We start from the raw sequence: 22,410 nt of genomic DNA, 5'->3' as shown, positions 1-22,410 counted from the left end.
TTGATCGCAATGGCAGACATGGGTGTAAGGCTCTCGGGCACCAATCTCGAACGGGCGGCTGACCACAATCAGCGCATCACGCTGCACGCGATTCGCGTTCACGGCATCATGACCCGCGTCGATATTGCCCAGATGACCGGCCTGACCGCGCCCGCCATCGCGAACATCACCAAGCGGCTCCTGCAGGATGGCCTGATCGAGGAAGTGGGGCGTCTCCGTCATGGACGTGGCCAGCCGGCAACCGAGTACGCGGTCGATCGCAACGCCTGCTTCGCGATCGGACTGAACGTCGACCGCGATCACCTTTCGATCGTCCTCGTCAACTTTCTCGGCGAAACCCTTGCCCGGCGCGCCCTCGAAATCGAGTTTCCGCGGCCGGTCGACGTTTGCGAATTCTATCGCAGCAGTGTCTCCAGCATCATCGCCGAAGCCGGGGTCGATACCAAGCGCATTCTCGGGATCGGCGTCGCCATCCCGGACAACCTCGGGCAGATCGATCTTCCCGGCCGTCCCGGCGACTATGGCGAATGGGACACCGCAAATCTGGGCGAGATGCTGGCCGAGCCGATCAACCTGCCGGTCTTCGTCGAGAACGACGCCGCCGCCGCCGCCATGGGCGAACAGCAGCTGGGGGCAGGCCGCCACTACAGCTCCCTGTTCTACATCCTGATCTCGCGCGGCCTCGGTGGTGGGCTCGTGATCGACGGCAACTACGTGCGCGGCCATCAGGGGCGCAGCGGTGAAATCGGCTTCCTGCGCCATCGCGGCTCCGGGGCGGCGGGGGAGGCCGTGCAAGGCAAGGTTTCGCTGTCCGGGCTGGAGCAGATCCTGCGTCGGCATGGGCTGTCGCTCCACGACATCGAGGCCGAGACCTTGAGCGAGGCTGCCAACGCTGCCGTCGGCGAGTGGATCGAAGAGGCAGCCGACTGGCTCCGCGAACCGCTCGAGGCGGTGAACTGCATTATCAATCCGGCGGCCATCCTGCTGAGCGGGCGGCTTCCGTCGCAGATCCTGGAACGGCTTGCGGATCGCCTGAACCTGATCATGGAAAGCGGCGCCGGGTATCTCCCGGCCATCGCGCCCGTCCGCCGCGCCATGCTCTCGGACGACGCCCCGGCGGTCGGCGCTGCGATCCTGCCGTTCAGTCACTTCCTGCTCCCCAAGGCGGGAGCCCTGTGGAAGGCGTCCTGAATGACCAAGCGCCGCCGCCGCTACCTCACTGCAACCATGCCCGATGGCTACGTCAAGACCATCGGGCCGACCGCCGACAGCTTCACCCACTACTGGCGCATTGTCGCCGAGCTCGAGAATGGCAAGACCGAGGTGTTCTGGGGCCACACGCGCTCGCTGGCCGAGGCCCGCAAGAAGCGGGCTCCGGCGCAGGATGCGGCAAAGGCGCGCGGCTGGAAGAGCTTTGCCTTCGAGATCGCCGAACTGGTCGAAACGCCTGCGCCCGGCCCGGAAGGCTAGCCGATCAGCGCGGGCACGCTCCGGGCCAGCATGTACAGCGCCACCAGCACGATCAGCCCGGCAAACAGGGCGTTGAGCGTGCCCTTGCTCGCCGCCAGCCGACCCGAGGCCTTGGTGCCCAGCACCGTGCCGATCACGCCGCCCGCGATGAAGGCAATGGCAATCGGCCAGTCGAGCATGCCCGAGGCCGCGTAGTTCAGCGACGTTGCCATGCCAAAGGCGCTCACCGCCACAAGCGAAGTGCCGATTGCGCGGCCAATGGGCATGGAAGTGCTGGCGATCAGCGCGGGCACGATCAGGAAGCCGCCGCCGATGCCGAAGAAGCCGGACAGCAGTCCCGCGCCAGCACCGAACGTAAGCACGCGCGGCAGGTTGTCGCGGTTGCACACCACGCCTTCGATCCCCTCGCTACCCCGTCCGCGCCACATGAAGAACGCCACGACCAGCATCAGCAGCGCGAAAAGCGCCAGCAGGCTCTGCCCGTCCACCGCCTTGCCGATGGTCGAACCGCCAAGCGCGCCAAGCACGCCAGCGCCCGCGAACATGCCGCCGCAGCGCCAGTTGACGTTGCGCGCGCGGGCATGGCTGGCGAGGCCCGAGAGGGCATTTGCCGCCACCGCCAGCGCGCTCGTGCCAATGGCAAGGTGCGGGCTGGCCACGCCGACGACATAGACCATCAGCGGCACGGCAAGGATCGACCCGCCCCCGCCGACCAGCCCGAGAACGAAGCCGACGATCACCCCCGAAAGGCTCGCCAGCAGGTGTTGCAGATCGAAGATCACAGCAGGTCCACCGGCAGCCTGAGGTAACGCACGCCATTGCTGTCCGGTTCGGGCAGGTGTCCTGCGCGCATGTTCACCTGGATCGAGGGCAGGATCAGCTTCGGCATCCCCAGCGTCGCATCGCGCGCCTCGCGCATCGCGACGAACTGGTCCTCGCCAACGCCTTCGTGGACATGGACGTTGGCCGTGCGCTGCGCACCGATGGTGGTTTCCCACACGAACTGGTCACGCCCCGTGGCCTTGTAGTCATGGCACAGGAACACCCGAGTCTCGTCCGGCAGCGCCATCAGGCGGCGGATCGAACGGTAGAGCGTGCGCGCATCGCCGCCGGGGAAATCGGCGCGGGCGGTACCATAGTCGGGCATGAACAGCGTATCGCCGACGAAGACCGCATCGCCGATCACGAAGGCAAGGCATGCAGGCGTATGACCGGGGACGTGGAGGGCAATCGCCTCGATCCCGCCGACGCTGAAGGCGTGGCCGTCGTCCATCAGCAGGTCGAACTGGCTGCCGTTGCGGGCGAAGGCCGGGCCTTCGTTGAAGACCTTGCCGAATACCTCCTGCACCGTGCGGATCGCGGCGCCGATGACGATCTGCCCGCCCAGCCTTTCCTTGAGATGAGGTGCGGCAGAGAGATGATCGGCATGGGCATGCGTTTCGAGCAGCCAGTCGACCGTTAGGCCTTCCGCCTCGACATGGGCAATCACCTTGTCCGCCGAGACGCGGCTGGTCCGACCCGAGGCCTGGTCGAAATCGAGCACCGGGTCGATGATCGCGGCGCGCAAGGTTGCGGGATCGTGGACGACATGCGTGGCGGTGAAGGTCGCCTCGTCGAAAAAGGTCGTGACAACGGGCACGGCACCCGAGGCGCGCGTCGCGAGCACTTGAGCATGGGCTGTGGCAAGCGGTTGATCGGACATCGGAAAGCTCCTTTGCCCCTTTATATAAACTAAACCTAATATAAGGCAAGGATCATTTAATTGCCGCCACGGTCTTGTGCGGTGCGCATTCGGCGTTATCTGGTGGGGGCCATGAAGCCCGCCAGCCTTGCCGAACTGAAGACCAATGCCGCCGCCATGGCGGGCCGGATGCGCACGATGAGCCATCCCGAGCGCCTGCTCATGCTCTGCCGCATGGACGAAGGCGAGGTTTCGGTGACCGAACTGGTCGAACTGACCGGCCTTTCGCAATCGGCCGTCTCGCAACACCTTGCTCGCCTGCGCGATGAAGGCGTGGTCGACAGTCGCGTGGCCGCGCAAGTGCGGTTCTACAGCCTCAAGGACGAGATCGTCCGAGCGATCATCCACGCCCTTTGCGAAATCTGCGAAAAGCGCTAGATTAATCACTGATCAATAGGGCGCTGACTGCACGAAGCCTCTTGCGCGCCGCCTTCAAATTAGAGTATTAATTCTATATTGAAGGCGCGCGGGTAGCCGTGCGCGGGGAGAGTGGTCTTCTGATGCAGCAAAGTCCTCAGCGTGGCTGGAATCGCCGCGAATTCGTCAGTGCCACGGCACTGGTGGCCTTGGCCTTGGGCGTGCCCGCCGCCGCCGTCAGCCTGACAAAGCTCGAATCGGAAGACGCGCCGAGCGACCGGCAGCGCCTGCTGATGAAGGACGTCAGCCAGCTGGTCATCCCGCGCTCGGCGACGCCGGGGGCAGGGGACGTCGGCGCGGGCGATTTCGCGATTCTGGCGCTCGCCCACGGTCTCGACGGTTCGCGCTCGCCGCTCAAGGACCCGACCGCTTACGCCCGTTTCGCCCGCAACGATGGCTCGATTCGCCACGTCGCCTGGCTGGAGAAGGAGCTCGACACCCGCGCCGGCGGCAATTTCCTCAAGGCGCCTGCCGACCAGCGCTTCGCCACGCTCAAGGCGCTCGATGCCGAAGCCTTCGCCAGCCGCGAAAGCGAAAGCCCGTGGAAGGCGATCAAGGGCCTGATCCTCACCGGCTACTACACCAGCGAAGTCGGCGGCGCGCGGGAGCTGCGCTACGAAGCGGTGCCGGGCCGCTTCGATCCCGACCTGCCGCTGACGCCCGATTTCCGCGCCATTTCCAACGACTGGACCGCCGTCGATTTCGGCTGAGACACAGGGACTGACTGACATGCAATTCGACGCAATCGTAGTCGGCTCCGGGATCACCGGCGGCTGGGCGGCCAAGGAACTGACGCAGGCGGGCCTCAAGGTCCTGATGATCGAGCGCGGGCGCGAAATCGTCCACGGCGAGTACGAGACCGAGAACAAGGCCCCGTGGGAAATGCCGTTCCGGGGTCTGGGCGATACCGCGCAATACGTGCGCGAATTCCAGGTCCAGATGAAGAACCGGCACTTCAACGAGTTCACGCAGGGGCACTTCGTCAACGACAAGGAAAACCCTTACGCGACCGGCGCGGACACCGATTTCACCTGGTTCCGCTCCTACCAGCTCGGCGGCCGCTCGCTCACCTGGGGCCGCCAGTCCTATCGCTGGTCGGACTACGATTTCGGCGCGAACAAGCGCGACGGCCACGGTACCGACTGGCCGATCCGCTACGCCGACATCGCGCCGTGGTACGACAAGGTCGAGGAGTTCATCGGCGTCTCGGGCAGCCCGGAAGGCTTGCCCCAGCTGCCCGACGGCAAGTTCCAGCCGGGCATGAAGCTCAACGTGGTGGAAGAGCACGTGCGCAAGGTCGTGGCCGACAAGTACGGTCGCTGCCTGACCATCGGCCGCACTGCGAACATGACCGTGGCCAAGCCCGAAGAGGGCCGCTCGGAATGCCAGAACCGCTCGATCTGCGCGCGCGGTTGCTCGTTCGGCGCCTACTTCTCGACCCAGTCGAGCACGCTTCCGGCCGCCAAGGCCACCGGCAACCTCACGGTCGTCACCGACGCCATCGTCGAGGCGGTGGACTATGATCCGAAGACGAAGCGCGTCACCGGCGTGCGCTACGTCAACACGAAGGACGGCACGCGCGGCAGCGCGACGGCGCGCTTGGTGTTCCTCAATGCTGGCGCGTTCAACTCGGTCCACCTTATGCTCAATTCGCGCAGCGAGGCGATGCCGACCGGCCTTGGCAATTCGAGCGGCGTGCTCGGCACCCAGATCATGGACCACGCCAACACGCTGTCCACCATCGCGCTGTTCCCGCAGTTCAACGATCGGACGACCTTTGGCAACCGTCCGACCGGTGCGATCATCGCCCGCTATCGCAACATGGATGCGATGGACGGCGTCGGCCACACTCGCGGCTATTCGTTCCAGGGCGGCGCGCTGCAAAGCAACTGGGGCGCGGGCAAGCGCGAGGCCGGGATCGGCGCGGAACTCAAGGACAAGCTGCACCAGCCCGGCATGTGGCGCATGGTGCTGGTCGCCTTCGCCGATTGCGTGCCCCGTGACAGCAATCGCCTCACGCTCGACAAGACCCGGACCGACCGCTTCGGCATCCCCCAGCTCCACGTCGATTTCGCCTTCGGCAAGGAAGAGCAGGCCGCGCTGGCACAGGCCAAGGCCGATGCTGCCGAAATGATGACCGCTGCGGGCGGAACCGTGATCATGGGCCTCGACCAGCCGGGGCCTGGCGGCACGGCGATCCACGAAATGGGCGGCGCGCGCATGGGCAACGATCCCAAGACCTCGGTGCTCAACAAGTGGAGCCAGGCGCACGACATTCCCAACCTGTTCGTCACCGATGGTGCGCAGATGGCCTCGTCCGCCTGCCAGAACCCTTCGCTGACCTACATGGCACTGACCGCTCGTGCCTGCGATGCGGCGGTGAAGATGCTGCGCGACGGCGTGATTTGAGCGGATGGCCCAGACTATCGCAGGCATGACCGAGAGGCAGAAAAGCCTCGCCTTCTTCACGCTTATCACCGCGCTGGTGCTGGAGATCGTTGACGTCACGATCATCAACACCGCGCTTCCTGCCATGCAGGCAGACTTTGCCGCGCGCGGGCAGGACCTTGGTGGCAGCGCGGCGCAGTGGATCGCGGCGGGCTATTCGCTGGCCTTCGGCCTCCTGCTGATCCTCGGCGGACGCTTGGGCGATATCTTCGGCGGCCGTGCCATGTTCCTCAGCGGCGTCGCGGGCTTCACGCTCGCCTCGGCCCTGTGCGGCGCGGCGGCGGACCCGCACCTGCTCATCGCCGCGCGCGTCCTGCAGGGTGCGGCGGGCGCGATCATGGCCCCGCAGGTCATGGCGGTGATCCAGATCCTCTACGATCCGGTCGAGCGCATCGGGCGCTTGGCGTGGTTCGGCGTCATCGGCGGGCTTGCGGGCATCGCCGGGCCGATCATCGGCGGGTTGCTCATTTCGGCTGACATCGCGGGCCTTGGCTGGCGCACCGTGTTCCTGATCAACCTGCCGATCGGCATTGCCGCCTTCGCTGCCGGCTGGCGCTACCTGCCGCGCGAAGTGGCGCACAAGGGCGCGAAGATCGACGTGATCGGCACGCTGGCGTTTGGCGCAGCGCTCGCGGCCATGCTGTTCCCGCTGGTGCGCGGCGAACATGCGGGAATGGATACCGGCAGCATGGTCCTCCTCGCTGCATCGCCCTTGCTGATGTGGGCGGCCTGGGCTGGTCTCAACCGTCGGGCGATGGCGGGCCAGCCGGTGATCTTCGATCCCGAACTCCCGCACAATGGGCTGTTCCGCACCGGTGCGCTGATCGGCCTGATCTTCTCGGCGGCCAACACCGGCTTCCTCTTCGTCTTCGCCCACGCCCTGCAATCGCGCCTTGGCTATTCCCCCTTGCAGACCGGCCTCGTCCACATCCCGTTCAGCGCGGGCGTGATGATTGGCATGGGCTTCCTCGGGCGGCGCTATCTGGCGAAGATGGGCAAGTGGGTGATGGTCAGCGCCGCGCTCGCGCTGATCGTGGCCGACGTGGCTTCGCTCGGCTGGATCGCGCTGGGCGGGCCCGGCCTTTGGCTGCTGATGCCCGCGCTCCTGCTGGCGGGCGTCGGCATGGGCTGCCTGTCGGGCCCGGTCTCTCCCGTCGCGCTGGCGCGGGTCGACCGCCGCCACGCCGGTGCCGCCAGCGGCATCCTCAAGACAGTGCTGCAGATGGGCAGCGCCTTCGGCATCGCACTGGTCGGCAGCGCCTATTTCGCACTCGGCGGTCCGGTCCTGGCCATGGGCGCAGCGGGCGTTTACGCGGCGCTCGGCGTCATCCTCGTCCTGCTTGCGGGCTGCCTCGCTCTGGCGCTTTCGCTACCCGATCAGATATTTGCGCCAGAGGCCTCTTCCCAACCGGCATAAACGCGATACTCTCATCCGCAACGAGATGCGCCGCCAAGGCGCCACGGAGAGGATTCGCGCGATGGAAGAGCTGCCGACGGCAAAGTTCCACAGCATGACCGAGGGCACCCAGGAAGACTGGGACGCGATCATGTCCCACCTCAAGCCCCACGCGGCCAGCGGCGGCGCGCGCGTCTTGGCCCATCTGCGCCTGCTCGAAGGCGATTGCGGCGGCTTTGCGGTCGATCGCCTGACCCACTGCCTGCAGACTGCCACCCGTGCCCACCGCGATGGTCGCAGCGAGGACTACGTCGTCATGGCACTGCTCCACGACATCGGCGACGTGCTCGGCGCCTACAACCACCCGGATATCGCCGCCGCGATCCTGAAGCCGTTCGTTTCCGAGGAACTGCTGTGGATCGTCCAGCACCACGGCATCTTCCAGGGCTACAACTTCTTCCACTTCATCGGCCTCGATCGCAACCTACGCGACCAGTTCGCCGATCATCCCCATGCCGCCGCCACCGCCGAGTTCATCGACAAGTACGATTGCCCGGCCTTCGACCCGGACTACGACACGCTGCCGCTCGAATTCTTCGAACCGATGGTCATTCGCCTGTTCGAAAGACCGCTCAACAGCGTTTACAAGAAAGCCATGGCCGACGCCTGAGCACGGCCTGCCTCTGGCGATACACTCCGTCACGAATGCAAGGCTTGCACCGAGCCTTAATTGCGTGATTAACTGCGCAAAATCGCTTGGGAGAGCACCGCATGGCCGAAGCCGCCGCAAAGCCCACCACGGCAGAGCGTACCGCCGACCTGTTCACATTCGACGAGTTCCTGCGCTTCTGGGGCAGTGACCGCCCGCAAGCCACCGCGCTCGACGGACCGGACCGTACGCTCACTTACGGCGAACTGGCGGCGACCACAGAACAGGTCATCTCCGGCCTGATCGACCTCGGCATCGGCAAGGGCGACCGTATCGCCTGGTTCGGCAAGAACAGCACGCTCTACTTCACCCTGTTCTTCGCCGCCGCGCGCCTTGGCGCGGTCATGGTCCCGATCGGCTGGCGTCTCGCCCCCGCGGAGGCGACCTGGATCGCCAGCGACGCGCAGGCCAAGGCCGTCTTCCTCGGCCAGGGCTTCGAAGGCCTCGCCCCGACGTTCGCGGACCTTCCCACCGTGCGCATGGCCCTGACGCAGGACGAGGCGTGGCGCTGGATCGATGCGCAGCAACCCGCCGCGTTCGAACCGGCCGGCCCCGAAGACGCCGTGCTGCAGCTTTACACCTCGGGCACCACCGGCAATCCCAAGGGCGCGGTCCTGTCCAATCGCAACCTGTTCGGCTTGCGCAAGCAGTCGATCGGCAGCGACCAGCCCTATACCACCATGACCGACGACGAGGCGATCCTCGTCGCCATGCCCTGCGCCCACATCGGCGGCACTGGCCTTGGCGTCATGGCCATCGGCGCGGGGCTGCCGGGGATCATCCTCGCCGAGTTCGAGCCGCGCGCGGTGTTCGACGCGGTCGAGCAGAAGGGCGTCACCCGCTTCTTCATCGTCCCCGCTGCGCTGCAGATGCTGCTCAACCACCCTGACTGCGCCAGCGTCGATTTTGCCCGCGTGAAGTACATCATCTACGGCGCCTCGCCGATCCCGCTGGTGCTGCTGCGCGAGTGCATTGCGATGTTCAAGGCCGAGTTCATCCAGGCCTATGGCATGACCGAGACCACCGGCACGATCTGCATGCTGCCGCCTGAGGACCATTGCGTCGAAGGCAACCAGCGCATGCGCTCGGCGGGCAAGCCGCTGCCCGGCGTCGAGGTCCGCGTGGTCGGAGAGAACGGCGAGGCGCTCGGGCCCAACGAGATCGGCGAGATCCAGACCCGTTCGTCCAACAACATGCTCGGCTACTGGAACCTGCCCGAAGCCACCGCCAAGACCATGACGCCGGACGGCTGGATCGCCACCGGAGACGCCGGCTACCTCGACGAGGACGGCTACGTCTACATGCACGACCGCATCAAGGACATGATCATCTCGGGCGGCGAGAACGTCTATCCCGCGCAGGTCGAAAGCGCGATCTACGGCCACCCCGACGTTCAGGAAGTCGCCGTCATCGGCGTGCCGGATGCAACCTGGGGCGAGGCGGTCAAGGCCGTCTGCGTACCCAAGCCCGGCCATGTGATCGACCCGCAGTCGATCATCGACTGGACCCGCGAGCGCCTCGCCGGTTTCAAGGTCCCCAAGTCGGTCGACGTGATCGAGGCCCTGCCGCGCAACCCCTCCGGCAAGATCCTCCGCCGCACCTTGCGCGAACCCTACTGGGCAGGGCTGGAGCGCCAGGTGAACTGATCCAACGGCTTTGTCAGTTATACTGCACCGTCACGGTCAACGTGCCTGTGAAGGTGCCGATTGCCGTCGAGCCGGTCAGGGGAACCGAGCCACCGACGTTCACCTGAACCGTCCCTGCCGCGCCGGTCGCCCCGCTCAGCACCTGCGCACCGCCGCCGGTGTTGGTGAGCGTGGCGGTCACCGAACCACTGCTGCCCGACAGCGTCATTGTCGTCGGCACAGAGACGGTCACCGCCTGTCCACCTTCACCGCTGACTGTGAACTGCGCCGCCGTTGCCGCGGGCGAGGGGAAGCGGCGCACGTTGGTGCCCGTGACCGATGCCACGCCGCCGGGCGTCAGCGTGATGGAACCCGAACCGCTGCTCGGCCGCGTCACCGAGCCGAACTGCAGATCCTGCGTCTTGGCGATGCTGATCGGCCGGATCACCTTGGCCAGGATATTGCCCACCAGCGAATCCGCGCCGCCGCCGAACTGGCGCTGCGCGGTGATCAGGTATGAACTGGTGGCATTGCCGGTGGGATCGGCGGACTCGTTGCCGTCCACCGGCAGATCGAAGCCGATCAGGAAGGTGCGCGAGGAATTGCGGGGGATAGGCGCGAGGTTGATGACGATGTAGCTGCCGGCGCTGAACGCAGAGGTGATGCTCGCGGTCCCGTTGGCCAGGCTGATCGCGGTAATGTAGTTCAGCCTCCCGGTGGGCGTACCGGCGAGCGAAAGCTGGACCTGCACGTTGGTCGAATTGCAGGCGCTGGTATTGCTGCACGAAATCGTCACCACCGCATTGGCCGATGTGCCGGAGAGGCGGACGCCGCTGCCCGAAACCAGGGTGACCGAGCCGGACGAGGCATTCGAGCGGAACACCGTCTGTCCGGACGCTGCCGAGACGATGTCGCCGAAATTGGCATCGGTTATCGTGTCCACCGAATAAGTTTGTGCCCGCGCCAGAGCAGGTACCAGAGCCAGCAGAAGCGCGGCGAAAACCGCCCACGGAAACCGGACCATCAGCGCTTCACCATTTGCACGGGGTCGTTGAAAGCCACTTCGCCGCTGACGTCAACGCCGCGACCGTCGGCACCGACCACGGCGAAGATCGGCTCTTTCAGGTGCATGCCGAGGCGCGCCGCCTGATCCGCGTCGATCTCGATTGCATACTTGCCGGGCTTCACCTCGTCGAACACCACGGTGCCGTCGAATTCGGTCATGCCGTGAGCCACTTCGCCCTTGGGCGAGACGAGGCGGACCTTGACTGCGGAAAGGCCGCCCAACGAGCCATCGCGGCCACGAAAACGGATGCGGGTGACGAGCTCGGAAGTCGGCACCAGCGGGTAGTCGATCCGGGCAATGCCGCCGGCGCGCGCTGCAAACTGGATGTTCTGCGGCGGCGGGGCGACGAACACCGTATCGGTACCGGATATGTCCGCGCGCAGCGAAGTCGTCGTGCCATCGCCAAGGCCGGTGACGAAGGCGCGGCCTTGGTCGTCGGTTACAGCTTTCAGCCCGCCGCCCTGCACCAGCACGCCGGAGACAGCTTCCTCCCCTTCGTCCCTGCGGCCATTGGCATTGGCATCGATGAAGGCGAGCAGCGCCGCGCTCGCGCCGTTGGCGGGGCCGGGCGGGGTCATGCGATAGCGGCCCTTCAGCGGATCGCGCGCGATGCCGAAGTTGAGCTGCAGCCCCACGCGCCAGCGGTTCTGGCCGGTCGACCAGTCGCCGCCCAGCGTTGCTGTCGCCATCGGCAGGCGGGCGGTGAGGCCTGCCTGCAGTGCAGTGTCGTTGCCGCCGAAGTTTCGGGTGGCGCCGAGCCGCAGGCTGTAGCGCTCCCCGATCGCGCGGTCAGCCGCAACGCCGAGCGTTTCAAGGCGGGCACCGGGCTTGACGCGGAAGTCGGCGGTCGCGCGCAACTGCCACTTGTAGTCGACCAACCGCATTGCGCCGAGGTTGGCATTGATGCGCGTGTCCGAGAAGCTGCCCTGCGTGCGGCGGCTGTAGTCCGCGCCGATCGCGAGCAGGGTCTGTCCGACGTTGGCGGTGGTGCGGGCGCGGGCGGAGAGGGTCTGTCCCCCGTCGATGAACTGGGCACGCTCGAACCGGCCTGAAACCGGCAGCCCGATCGATCCCGGCAGAGGCACGGCCAGATCGAACACCACTTCGCTGTAGCGGCGCATGGGGCGCGACGGGTCGAACGCGGTGTTGGCCTCGTCGGCAAAGCCCCCGCCATATTCGACATGGCGGCCGAGGAAGCTCACGCCCTTGATGCGCCCGGCAAGGCCAAGCGACGCGGCGCGCCCGCCCGAGAAATCGCTGGCCAGATCGGTCTGCACGGCGAGGCCAAGCAGCGAATTGCGCGTGCCGACCGAGCCGACCGTGTGCGAGACGCCGCCAAAGTCGGTGAAGCGCGAGAGGCCCGCGGCAATGGTCAAGTGTTCGGTAATGCCGTGAGCGATGTTGAAAGTCGCACGCAGATCGCCCTTGCCCTTGGAAAAGCCGCTGAGATTGGCGTCCGACAGGTCGATCACCGTGCGGTCCTGTGAGACCACGCCAAGGTCGATCGTGGTCTTGCCCGCCGCAAGCTGTCCGCCGCCGACGTTGATCACACGCGTCCGCTCGATCCGCTCGCCGCGCGGGCCATAGAGCACGACGCGCAGGGCGTTGCGCCCGCGCACCAGCGGGATGTCGTTGAATTCGTAGCGCCCCTGCGCTCCCGAGCCGCGCTGGGCTGAACGCAGGATGTCGTTGACGTAGAGTTCGGCGTCATACCCGAGCGGCAGTTCCCCGCGCAGGTTGATGCGCTGGAACACGCTCGCTTGATCGAGGCGCGAGGAGGAGAACACGAAGCCCGCGCCGCCAAGGCTGCGTGCGCCGACGACCTGCGGCGGCGTGAACACGTCGCCGAGCGAGGCAGACGTGCCGCCGAGCCCGCCGAGCAGCCGTCCCTCCTCGGAGCGGCGGGTGAAGGCAAGACGGGCCGAGACCGGATCGCCGCGATCGTCGGTGGCGATCCAGGCGTTGAAGCCAGCCTTGAGCAAATCGCCAGCCACACGCCCTTCGAAGCGGGTGACCGATCGGCCTCCGCCATTCGTGCCTTCGCTGTTGTAGCCAAGCTCGGTGGTGAAATCGAAGGCGGGCGCGCTGATCCAGCGGTAGGGCGTGGCGACGCGCATCGCATCGTCCTGCGCCTCGGGTTGCCCCGCCAGTCCGGCCATCCGGGCAAGCCGCTCGCGCTGGGCCTGAAGGGGCAGCTTCTCGGTCGCTTGTAGCGTCAGGATCATCTCGTCGGCGACCGAAGCGATCTTCAGCGGCAGCAGTTTTGCGACGAGCGAGGCACGCAAGTATATGTCGGTTTCCGTGACGAGGCTGTCGGGCGGGATCAATGCCACGACCTTGCCGCCGATCAGGGCCTGGCCGGACTTGAGGTCGATGGTGATCGGGCGCTGGCCCTCGCCAATGCGGCCCGAGGCGACGCCATTGGCGACGTCGATGTCGAGCGGCAGTTCAAGCAAGCGGGTCAGTTCGCCCAGCGGCAGCAGCGGATCGACAGGGTCGCCATAGGCGGTCAGCGCCTCGCTGATCGTAGTGCCGTCGAGCTGGACCGAGAACAGCAGCAGGTCCTCGCGGTCGGCCTGCGTGGTGCCGAGCATCGGCGCGCCGACAGCTGCGGCGTTGGTCTGCGCAGGCGCAGCCGGTCCCGCTGGCGCGCTGCCGGTGGCAGCGGCCAGGGCCAGAATGGCCAAGGATGCGGTCATGTCAGGGGGCGGTGTAAGTCCCGCTGGCGATCTGCACCGGCTTCTTGCCGTCGTCGGCGCTGTAGATCGCGGTCACCACTTCGCCCTTCTTCAGGGGGCGGAGCAGGGGCACCAGGGCCTGCCGCTCGTCGGCTTCGGGATAGACCGCGATGCCGCGCGCCACGCCGACCACTTCCTTGGCCGTGCGCAGTTCGAGATTGCCGTAGAGCGATGTCGTACCCTTGCGCTGGAGCGTGACCGACAGGGCCGGGCCGTCGCGGGTGGTGGCAGGCGTAATGGCGCCAATGCCGCCGGTCGCATCCGGCGTGCCGCCGCGCACGATCAGCGGGATCGAGATGCCGAAGACCGACTGGATGCGCAGCACCAGCTCGCCCTTTTCGGCAGCCGCTGCCTGTTCGGCGGTAAGCCCCGTGTCGGCTGGCGGCACGGTGGTGACGGTCAGGTGGGTGCGATACTCGGCGGTCGTGCCGCCATCGGCCAGCGTGGCGCGGACGCGTACCGTCTTGCCCTGGCCCGGAGGCAGGATCAGGCGGCTTGGCGCGGCAAGCACGAATGGCTTGGCCGAACGGACTTTGGCACCGACAGCTTCTGCCCCGCGCTCTGCAAGGCGCGCCAGCGGCACGATCTCGCCCGAAGGCAGCATCGCGTTGTCGACAAGGGCCACGTCCACCGTCACCGGCGTGGTGCCCTGGTTGAAGACATAAACCGCCTCGGTGCGCTTGGCGGCATCGAAGATCACGCGGCGCGGCGTGATGTTGATGTTGGCTGCTGCGGACTGGACCGGCACGCTCACTTGCGTCGGCTCGGCCTTGGGCGCGGCGATCGGCAGCGGCGCCTGCTGCGCGGCGGCCATGGCAGGTGCCAACAGCCCCAGCAAACCCGGCGTGATAAGAAATCTGCGCTTCATGGCATGAAGCCTTTCAGTTGAACTGCGCGAGAAACAGGATCGAGCTGCCGCCGGGAGCCGACGCGCGCAAGGCACCGCGCAGCCGCGTGGCGGATGCAGCCGGTTGCAGCAGGTCGATGCGATAGACCCCGCTCGCCATGACCAGCACGCCCCCGTCGTTGCGCGGCGTGCTCTTCGGCCCCGGCTTGCGGCGCGACATGAGCACCGACACCGAGTCTCCAGCGTCGCCATTGAGGAAGACTGCCGAAACCGCATCGCTGAGGATGTCGAACGAGAATCCGGCCCCGACTGGCTCGACAATGACGACCGCAGCGTCCGCCGAGGTGGCCTCGGCCCGGGCAATCGACGGCGAGGTGAACACAGCACAGGCGGCGATCAGCGCTGCAGCAAGTGCCTTGCCCTGGTCATTCGCTCGCTTGTCCATGTGTCCCCCTCCTGCCGCCGGTTGTTCCGTGCTTCGGGGAGTTGCCACGCGGTTGTGGCAATGCTCCCCGAGAGTCCCGGATCACTGATAGGTGACGGTAACCGTGAAGTTCCCGGTATAGGCACCCGAGGCCTGCGTGTCGGGCAAGCTGAACTGGCCACCGACGTTGAGCGTGGCCGAACCGGCGGCAGCCAGCGCGCCCGAGAGCGTCACGGTGTTGCCGAAGTCGGGCAGCAGCGTCACCGCGATGCTGTTGGTGCCGCTGGTCAGGTTGACCGAAGCCGGGATCGACGTCGTCACCGACTGGCCGCCTTCACCGTCGACGGTGAACTGGGCACGGCTGGTGGTGCTGGCAAGCGCGACGGCGCCGCTGGCGGCGACGACGGCATTGCCGGTGTTGGCCAGCGTGACCGTGCCGGTGCCGCCCGTGCGCGGACGCACGATGCGACCGAAGGCCAGGTCGCTGGTCTTGGTGATGGTCAGCGGGCGGACGATGGTGACCGATCCCGATGCGGTGGCATTGCTGGTATTGGCGGCAGTCTGGGCGAAGGCGGAGCCCCCGGCCAGCAGCCCGGCGGCAACGGCCGCACTGGCAAGCAACTTCTTCATCTCAACTTCCCCTTTCGAAGCCCCGGAGCCACCGGAGCCGTCCCGAAGCGGATTGCGCAAAGTGCTGCACAATCCATTGCCGGCACACACGCCGGACAGGGGATTTCCTAGGTAAACGCACCTAAGCAATGGTTAACAAGAATGGCGCTCACGAGGGGGGCGGGCCTCCGCCCTTGAATCGTGAGGCCAAGCATTATTCTTTAAAAACAACGGATTTCTGGGAAATTTCGCCGACCTTAAGGCAGTATTTAACTTGAATTAATGTCAGCAACACAGCCAAATCCCGCGTCGCACGTTAACTAAAGTCGTTAAGTCGGAGAAGCTGAAGATAGCATGGTACGGCCCATCGAAGCTGCTCGATCCTGATGCGTACCTGGATCTGGGGAGCGCACCGCTGCCCCGGAATTTGCGCCGTCTTTTCGCGGCGGCCTTGGCGCGTTCGCGCAAAGTGTGGACCCGGCGCCCGCATCTGCAGGCGCCGGTCCGGAACGGATCAGCCGTTCAGCTTGTCCTTGACCGCCTTGGCAGCCGAGAACGTCAGCTTGTTCGAAGCTGCGATCTGGATGGTGGCGCCGGTCGAGGGGTTGCGGCCTTCGCGGGCCGGGGTGTTCTTGACCTTGAACTTGCCGAAGCCGTTCAGCGAGACTTCCTCGCCCTTCGCGGCTGCGTCGGCGATCGCTGCAAAAACGCCGTCGACGACCTTGCGGGCGTCTGCCTTGGTCAGGCCGTGGCTTGCTGCGATGGTATCGGCGAGGTCGCTGTTGTTCATTGTCCTGTTGTCCTCTGCTGGAAAGGGACGGCACGGCTAACGCATCGCGAACCGCGAAAGCCATGGCCTTTGCGCGTCTATCCACTGAATTTCACCAAGACATCGCGATTTTGCGGTGATTTTGGACTTGCATCGCTCCGAATCGGCGAATTTCCGGAACTTCGGGCACACTTGTAACTTTGTGTCGCAGTCCGCGCTCATGCCTATGAAGGAACGTGCGCGCGCTTGCCAATCTGCTAGACACCAATCGGAAATGCATTTCGCACTTGCAGCAAGAGGTGACGCGCGGCGCGCGATTCGCCCGTTGGCGGTGCCGGGGTGCGCCATCGTCGCGTATTTCGAGTGAGACTGTCCTTGCCATCGAGCTTTCGTATCGCCCCTGCAACTCCCGTCGTCATTGCCGCTACGCTCCTGCTGGCAGCCTGCGGGTCGGCCGACGCCCAGAAGCAGAAGCCGACCCCGGTCGTCGGCGTGATCGTCGCGAAAACCGAACCCGTCGAACTGACTACCGAACTGTCGGGGCGTACCGAAGCTTCCGAAATCGCCGAGGTCCGGCCGCAGGTTGCGGGGATCGTCACTTCGCGCCTGTTTCAGGAAGGCTCCTTTGTGCGCGCTGGGCAGCCGCTCTACCAGATCGATTCCCGGCTCTACGCCGCAAGTCAGCAGCAGGCGTCGGCCTCGCTGGCGGCGGCACAGGCCACGGTCGAAGCCAACCGCCTCAAGGCCGAGCGTTTTGCCCTGCTGGCAGAGCAGGGCGGCGTGAGCCGACAGGAGGCCGCTGATGCGCGGGCCGCCTACAACCAGTCGCGCGCGGCGGTGGGGCAGGCCCGGGCCGCGCTGGCTTCGGCCCAGGTCAATCTCGGCTTTACCCGGGTCTCGTCGCCGATCAGCGGGCGCATCGGCATTTCGATGGTGACCAAGGGCGCGCTTGTCACCAATGCCCAGGCCACGCCCATGGCCAAGGTCCAGCGGCTCGATCCAATGTACGTCAATATCAAGCAGTCGGGCGCGGACTTCATTGCGCTGCGCCGCGCGATCGAAAGCGGCAAGCTGGTATCGGGCGCAGCGCCGGTCACCGTGGTCCTGCCCGATGGCAGCGTCTATCCCGTTGCGGGCAAGCTGAATCCCGCCGACATCGACGTCGATCCCGAAACCGGAACGATCACCGTGCGTGCCGTCGTGCCCAATCCCAGGGGCGATCTGTTGCCTGGCCTGTTCGTGCGTGCCCGCGTTTCGCAAGGAACCGTGCCCAACGGCATTCTCGTACCACAAGTCGCCGTCAGTCGCGATCCGCGCGGGCGTGCCAGCGTGCTGGTCGCCAACAGCAAGGACGAACTGGAGCGGCGTGATGTCGTGGCCGACAACCCGGTTGGCCAGAACTGGCTGATAACGTCCGGCCTCAAGCCGGGTGACCGTGTCGTGGTCGAAGGGCTGATCAACGCGCGCGAAGGGCAGAAGGCCAAGGTTGTGCCTGCCGGCTCGAAGCCTGCCGATGCAGGCGCGGGCACACCGGGCAAGAGCGGCGGGAACTGATCCGCGATGATTTCCCGGTTCTTCGCCCACCGTCCGATCTTTGCCTGGGTTCTGGCCATCGTGATCATGGCCGCCGGCCTCTTCGCGCTGCGCACGATGGGCGTGGAGCAATACCCCGACATCGCCCCACCGACAGTGTCGATCAACGCCACGTATGGCGGTGCGGATGCCTCGACTGTCGAGAATTCCGTCACGCAGGTGCTAGAGCAGCAGCTCAAAGGCCTCGACGGGATGCTGTACTTCAGCTCCACCTCGTCGAACGGGTCGGCCAGTATAACCGTGACGTTCGACAAGGGCACCGATCCCGACACGGCACAGGTGCAGGTCCAGAACGCGATCTCGCGCGCCGTCAGCCGCCTGCCGGCAGTGGTCCAGCAGCAGGGCGTCAACGTCAACAAAGCGCAGTCCGACCAGCTCATGGTCGTCTCGATCTACGACAAGAACGGCCGGGCGACCAATTCCGATATTTCCGACTACCTGACGACCCATTTCCAGGACCCGATCTCGCGCGTCGAGGGTGTCGGCAGCACTCAGGTCTTTGGCGGCTCGTTCGCGATGCGGGTCTGGCTCGATCCGCTGCGGCTTGCCGCTGTCCAGCTCATGCCCTCGGACGTGACGGCCGCGTTGCAGGCGCAGAATACGCAGGTCGCAGCCGGCGAGATCGGCGGCAACCCCGCGCCCGAAGGGCAGCGCCTCAACGCCACGGTCACCGCGCGCTCGCGCCTCGAAACGCCCGAGCAGTTCGAGAACGTGGTGGTCAAGACCAACGTCGACGGCTCCGTCGTCAAGCTCAAGGACGTGGCGCGCGTCGAACTTGGCGAGGAAAGCTACGGCTCGCTGAGCAAGTTCAATGGCTATCCCGCCACCGGCCTGTCGATCAGCCTGGCCTCCGGCGCCAATGCCACGCGCACTGCGGATCTGGTCAAGGCGCAGGTCGAGGAACTGGCCAAGGATCTGCCCGAGGGCTACGCTGTCGCCTACCCGCGCGACAGTTCGATCTTCGTCAAGCTCTCGATCGAGGAAGTGGTCTGGTCGCTGTTCGAGGCGATCGTGCTGGTCGTCGTGGTGATGTTCGTGTTCCTGCAAAGCTGGCGCGCGACCCTGATCCCGGCGATCGCGGTGCCGGTCGTGCTGCTCGGCACGTTCGGCGTGCTTTCGCTGTTCGGCTACACGATCAACACCCTGACCATGTTCGGCGTGGTGCTGGCCATCGGCCTGCTGGTCGACGATGCGATCGTGGTGGTCGAGAACGTCGAGCGCGTGATGCACGAGGAAAAGCTCGGCCCGCTTGAAGCCACAGTCAAATCGATGGACGAGATCACCTCGGCGCTGATCGGCATCACCCTGGTGCTGACGGCCGTGTTCGTGCCGATGGCATTCTTCGGCGGTTCGACAGGCGCGATCTACCGTCAGTTCTCGGTCACCATCGTATCCGCGATGACCCTGTCGGTGCTGGTGGCGCTGGTGTTCACGCCCGCACTCTGCGCAACGCTGCTCAAGCCCGTGGCAGAGCATGAGAAGCCCAAAGGGCGTTTCTTCAGCGCGTTCAATTCGGGTTATGTGAACCTCGAAGGGCGTTACCGGAGCCGACTGGCTCGTGTCGTTGGCCGCCCCCGCCCGTGGATGATTGCGTTCCTCGGCATCACCATCGCGATGGTCGTGCTCTACTCACGCCTGCCGACGAGCTTCCTGCCCGATGAAGACCAGGGCAACATCTCGATCAGCTATCAGCTGCCGGTGGGTTCTACGTCGGAGCAGACGCGCGCGGTGGCGCTGGGCATTTCGGACTACATTCGCAAGACCGAGGCCGACAACGTCAAGGCAGTGTTCGTGGTCATGGGGCGCGGCCAGTCCGGTTCGGCCCAGAACGCCGGGCAGGGCTTCGTCCTGCTCAAGGACTGGTCGGAGCGAAAGGGCAAGGATCGCTCGGCTGCCGCTATCACCGAACGGCTCAACGCTTACTTCCGAAAATCGCGCGAGGCGCAGATCTTCGTGCTCAACCCGCCGCCGATCCGGGGCCTTGGCAACTCTTCGGGCTTCGAGATGTGGATCCAGGATGCCGCAGGCGCCGGGCGTGAAGCGCTGACCGCAGCGCGCAAGCAACTGACCAAGCTGGCAGGCGAGGACTCCCGCATGGCGCAAGTCCGCTTCGGCGGCCTTGAGGACACGCCCCAGCTCAAGGTCGACATCGACGACGATGCCCTGACAGCGTTCCAGATCGCACCCGCCAGTGCCAACTCGACGCTGTCGATCGCGTGGGGCGGCCTATACGTGAACGACTTCGTCGACCGGGGGCGCGTCAAGAGGGTCTATGTGCAGGGTGATGCGCCCTATCGCGCCAAGCCTGCCGACCTCGGCCAGTGGTTCGTGCGCAGTGCCAATGGAGAGATGGCGCCATTCTCCGCCTTTGCCTCCTCGCGCTGGACGCAGGGCCCGGTCCGGCTCGATCGCTTCAACGGCATTGCCGCGCAGCAGCTTCAGGGCAGCGGTGCGCCAGGCGTCAGCTCGGGCGAGGCGATGAAGATCATGGAAGAGAACGTCGGCACGCTTCAAGGCAACTTCACGCCGGCGTGGAGCGGCCTGTCCTATCAGGAACGGGCGGCGTCGAGCCAGTCGGGCCTGCTCTATGCGGCATCGATCTTCTTCATCTTCCTGTGCCTTGCCGCCCTGTACGAAAGCTGGTCGGTGCCGGTGGCCGTGCTGCTGGTGATCCCGCTGGGCATCATCGGCGCAGTGCTGGCGGTCACGTTGCGCGGCTTCGACAACGACATCTATTTCCAGGTGGCGCTGCTGACGACCATCGGCCTCTCAGCCAAGAACGCCATCCTGATCGTCGAGTTCGCAGAGTTCGCCATGGCGCGCGGGGCGAGCGCAATCGATGCTGCGCTCGAAGGCGCGCGGCTGCGTCTGCGCCCGATCATCATGACCAGCGTTGCGTTCATCGCGGGCGTCATTCCGCTGGCCTTTGCCGATGGCGCTGGCGCCAACGGTCGGCGGGCAATCGGCACCGGCGTTATGGGCGGGATGCTGTCTGCCACGCTGCTTGCCGTCTTCCTCGTGCCGGTGTTCTTCGTCGTCGTGAAGGGCTGGGTCAGTCGCCGCAAGGCCCGTCGCGCACCCTCGGCGCTGGCAGGAGAAGCCGCATGAAGCTGCGAACCCTCTTCGCCACACTGCCTGCGCTGGCACTCGCCGGATGCAACCTCGCGCCGAAGTACGTGCAACCCGCTGCGCCTGTGCCGCAAGCCCTTCCGCAAGGCGGAAGCTATCCGGTGCTGGCGGCAGGGGACGCGGCCACCGACGCTGTCGGCTGGCGCGACTTCTTCGTCGATGCGCGGTTGCAGCAGGTCATTGCCACGGCACTCGCCGAGAACCGCAACCTGCGCGCCACGCTGGCCAACGTCGAGCGGGCGAGAGCGCTCTATCGCGTCAATCGGGCGGCGCTGTTCCCGATCGTCAATGCCTCCGGCACGCTCTCGGCGGTGCAGGGCACAGCCGGGCGCGTGACCGACAATTTCCTCGTCCAGGCCGGCACCAGTGCCTACGAGATCGACCTGTGGGGCCGCCTGCGCAACCAGAGCCAGAGCGCCTTCGAAAGCTATCTCGCTACCGACGAAGGCCGCAAGGCCACGCAGATCGCGCTCGTGGCGGAGACGGCCACTGCCTGGTTGTCCTACGCCGCCACCGCCGACGCCTTGCGCATCGCCGAGGAAACCGTGGCGTCCCGGCGCAAGACGCTCGACGTGAACCTGCGCCGCGAGGCCAATGGCATCGGCACCAAGCTCGAAGTCGCCACGGCGACCACCGCGCTAAACAGCGCCGAGGCTGCCGTTGCCGAGTTTCGCACAAGCCTTGCCCAGTCCCGCAACGCTCTCGAACTGATTGCAGGCAAGCCCCTCGCCGACGATGTCCTGCCGACCACGCTCGGCACAGGGGACCAGTTGCGCGATGCCTTGCCGGTCGGCCTGTCTTCGGAAGTGCTGCTGCGCCGCCCTGACGTGCTGGCCGCCGAACATGACCTCAAGGCAACCTATGCCGATATCGGCGCGGCGCGTGCGGCGTTCTTCCCGACGCTTTCGCTCACCGGCCTGTTCGGCTTTGCAAGCGCCGGGCTGACCAACATCTTCAACAGCGGCGAGTTCCAGAAGACGGTCAATGGCTCGTTGCGCCAGCGGATCTTCGATGGTGGGGCGACGGCCAACAATCTCGCCGCCGCCAAGGCCTCGCGCGATGCCGCCGTCGCCACTTACGAGCGCACCATCCAGACCGCGTTCCGCGAAGTGGCCGACGCTTTGGCCCGTCGCGGCACGATCGACGAGAGCATCCGCGCGCAGTCCTCGCTCGAAGCCAACGCGGCCACCGCCTATCGCATCAGCCAGTCGCGCTATGATGCGGGCGTGGCGAACTACCTCGAACCGCTCGATGCACAGCGCACGCTCTACAACGCCCGCCAGTCGCTGGTTTCGGCGCGCCTGACCAAGGCGGCGAACATGGTCGAGCTTTATCGCGCGCTGGGCGGCGGGCTGGTGGAAAGCACTGCAAGGTGAGTGCTCGGCAAAAAGCGGGTTGTCAGCGTTAAGCAGGCGGTTAAACGGTTCCG

19 protein-coding genes are annotated in these 22,410 nt (G+C 66.0%); 11 read left to right on the top strand and 8 right to left on the bottom strand.

The window, feature by feature from the left end; genetic code table 11:
* Positions 1 to 9: 9 nt before the first annotated feature.
* Positions 10 to 1,191, top strand: a complete 1,182-nt coding sequence (locus I2488_RS13770; RefSeq protein ID WP_196276389.1) for an ROK family transcriptional regulator — start codon at positions 10 to 12, stop codon at positions 1,189 to 1,191.
* A complete protein-coding gene (locus tag I2488_RS13765; RefSeq protein ID WP_196276388.1) occupies positions 1,192 to 1,470 on the top strand; it encodes a hypothetical protein in 279 nt (92 codons plus the stop codon). It abuts the gene before it with no gap.
* Here the strand turns inward: I2488_RS13765 and I2488_RS13760 are convergent.
* Entirely contained in the window at positions 1,467 to 2,252 is a 786-nt protein-coding gene (locus I2488_RS13760) for a TSUP family transporter (RefSeq protein ID WP_196276387.1), read from the bottom strand. The genes I2488_RS13765 and I2488_RS13760 overlap by 4 nt on opposite strands.
* Positions 2,249 to 3,172, bottom strand: a complete 924-nt coding sequence (locus I2488_RS13755) for an MBL fold metallo-hydrolase (RefSeq protein WP_196276386.1) — start codon at positions 3,170 to 3,172, stop codon at positions 2,249 to 2,251. Before I2488_RS13755 ends, I2488_RS13760 begins: the two co-directional genes overlap by 4 nt.
* An 81-nt stretch (positions 3,173 to 3,253) precedes the next feature.
* Between I2488_RS13755 and I2488_RS13750 the strand changes: the two genes are divergently transcribed.
* From I2488_RS13750 to I2488_RS13725, 6 genes are all read left to right on the top strand, one after another.
* Positions 3,254 to 3,589, top strand: a complete 336-nt coding sequence (locus I2488_RS13750; protein ID WP_343071073.1) for an ArsR/SmtB family transcription factor — start codon at positions 3,254 to 3,256, stop codon at positions 3,587 to 3,589.
* A gap of 122 nt (positions 3,590 to 3,711) precedes the next feature.
* Positions 3,712 to 4,338 (top strand): gluconate 2-dehydrogenase subunit 3 family protein, encoded by a 627-nt coding sequence (locus I2488_RS13745; protein ID WP_196276384.1) that lies wholly within the window; start codon positions 3,712 to 3,714, stop codon positions 4,336 to 4,338.
* 19 nt (positions 4,339 to 4,357) lie between these two features.
* Positions 4,358 to 6,037, top strand: a complete 1,680-nt coding sequence (locus I2488_RS13740) for a GMC oxidoreductase (protein WP_196276383.1) — start codon at positions 4,358 to 4,360, stop codon at positions 6,035 to 6,037.
* Positions 6,038 to 6,062: 25 nt separating this feature from the next.
* Positions 6,063 to 7,493, top strand: a complete 1,431-nt coding sequence (locus tag I2488_RS13735) for an MFS transporter (protein WP_246465661.1) — start codon at positions 6,063 to 6,065, stop codon at positions 7,491 to 7,493.
* Between the two features lie 61 nt (positions 7,494 to 7,554).
* Positions 7,555 to 8,142: an HD domain-containing protein gene (locus I2488_RS13730; protein ID WP_196276381.1), complete on the top strand. Its 588-nt coding sequence runs from the start codon at positions 7,555 to 7,557 to the stop codon at positions 8,140 to 8,142.
* 101 nt (positions 8,143 to 8,243) lie between these two features.
* A complete protein-coding gene (locus I2488_RS13725; RefSeq protein WP_196276380.1) occupies positions 8,244 to 9,827 on the top strand; it encodes a fatty acid--CoA ligase in 1,584 nt (527 codons plus the stop codon).
* A gap of 13 nt (positions 9,828 to 9,840) precedes the next feature.
* On the opposite strand, the gene I2488_RS13720 is transcribed toward I2488_RS13725, so the two are convergent.
* The 6 genes from I2488_RS13720 to I2488_RS13695 form a co-directional block, all read right to left on the bottom strand.
* On the bottom strand, positions 9,841 to 10,830 hold the full coding sequence (locus I2488_RS13720; protein ID WP_196276379.1) for a DUF4402 domain-containing protein: 990 nt from the start codon (positions 10,828 to 10,830) through the stop codon (positions 9,841 to 9,843).
* The gene (locus I2488_RS13715; protein ID WP_196276378.1) at positions 10,830 to 13,571 is read right to left on the bottom strand and encodes a fimbria/pilus outer membrane usher protein; all 2,742 of its coding nucleotides are present in this window, start codon (positions 13,569 to 13,571) and stop codon (positions 10,830 to 10,832) included. Before I2488_RS13715 ends, I2488_RS13720 begins: the two co-directional genes overlap by 1 nt.
* Before the next feature lies 1 nt (position 13,572).
* Positions 13,573 to 14,478 carry a fimbrial biogenesis chaperone gene (locus tag I2488_RS13710; RefSeq protein WP_196276377.1) on the bottom strand — a complete coding sequence of 302 codons (906 nt, stop codon included), beginning with the start codon at positions 14,476 to 14,478 and terminating at the stop codon, positions 13,573 to 13,575.
* A gap of 13 nt (positions 14,479 to 14,491) precedes the next feature.
* Complete coding sequence (locus tag I2488_RS13705) at positions 14,492 to 14,902, bottom strand: hypothetical protein (protein ID WP_196276376.1); 411 nt, start codon at positions 14,900 to 14,902, stop codon at positions 14,492 to 14,494.
* A gap of 81 nt (positions 14,903 to 14,983) precedes the next feature.
* A complete protein-coding gene (locus tag I2488_RS13700) occupies positions 14,984 to 15,511 on the bottom strand; it encodes a DUF4402 domain-containing protein (protein ID WP_196276375.1) in 528 nt (175 codons plus the stop codon).
* A gap of 493 nt (positions 15,512 to 16,004) precedes the next feature.
* On the bottom strand, positions 16,005 to 16,280 hold the full coding sequence (locus I2488_RS13695) for an HU family DNA-binding protein (protein WP_196276374.1): 276 nt from the start codon (positions 16,278 to 16,280) through the stop codon (positions 16,005 to 16,007).
* A gap of 342 nt (positions 16,281 to 16,622) precedes the next feature.
* Here I2488_RS13695 and I2488_RS13690 point away from each other — a divergent pair, with 342 nt between their 5' ends.
* From I2488_RS13690 to I2488_RS13680, 3 genes are read left to right on the top strand one after another with little or no spacing between them, the layout of a single operon-like run.
* Positions 16,623 to 17,813, top strand: a complete 1,191-nt coding sequence (locus I2488_RS13690; protein ID WP_196276373.1) for an efflux RND transporter periplasmic adaptor subunit — start codon at positions 16,623 to 16,625, stop codon at positions 17,811 to 17,813.
* 6 nt (positions 17,814 to 17,819) lie between these two features.
* Positions 17,820 to 20,960, top strand: coding sequence for an efflux RND transporter permease subunit (locus I2488_RS13685; protein WP_196276372.1), 3,141 nt, complete (start codon positions 17,820 to 17,822; stop codon positions 20,958 to 20,960).
* Complete coding sequence (locus I2488_RS13680; RefSeq protein WP_196276371.1) at positions 20,957 to 22,357, top strand: efflux transporter outer membrane subunit; 1,401 nt, start codon at positions 20,957 to 20,959, stop codon at positions 22,355 to 22,357. Before I2488_RS13685 ends, I2488_RS13680 begins: the two co-directional genes overlap by 4 nt.
* The last annotated feature ends 53 nt before the right edge of the window (positions 22,358 to 22,410 follow it).

Source organism: Novosphingobium jiangmenense (assembly GCF_015694345.1).
GTDB lineage: Bacteria > Pseudomonadota > Alphaproteobacteria > Sphingomonadales > Sphingomonadaceae > Novosphingobium > Novosphingobium jiangmenense.
Note: the sequence above shows the minus strand (reverse complement) of the source record. Positions and strands in the feature narration are given on the sequence as shown.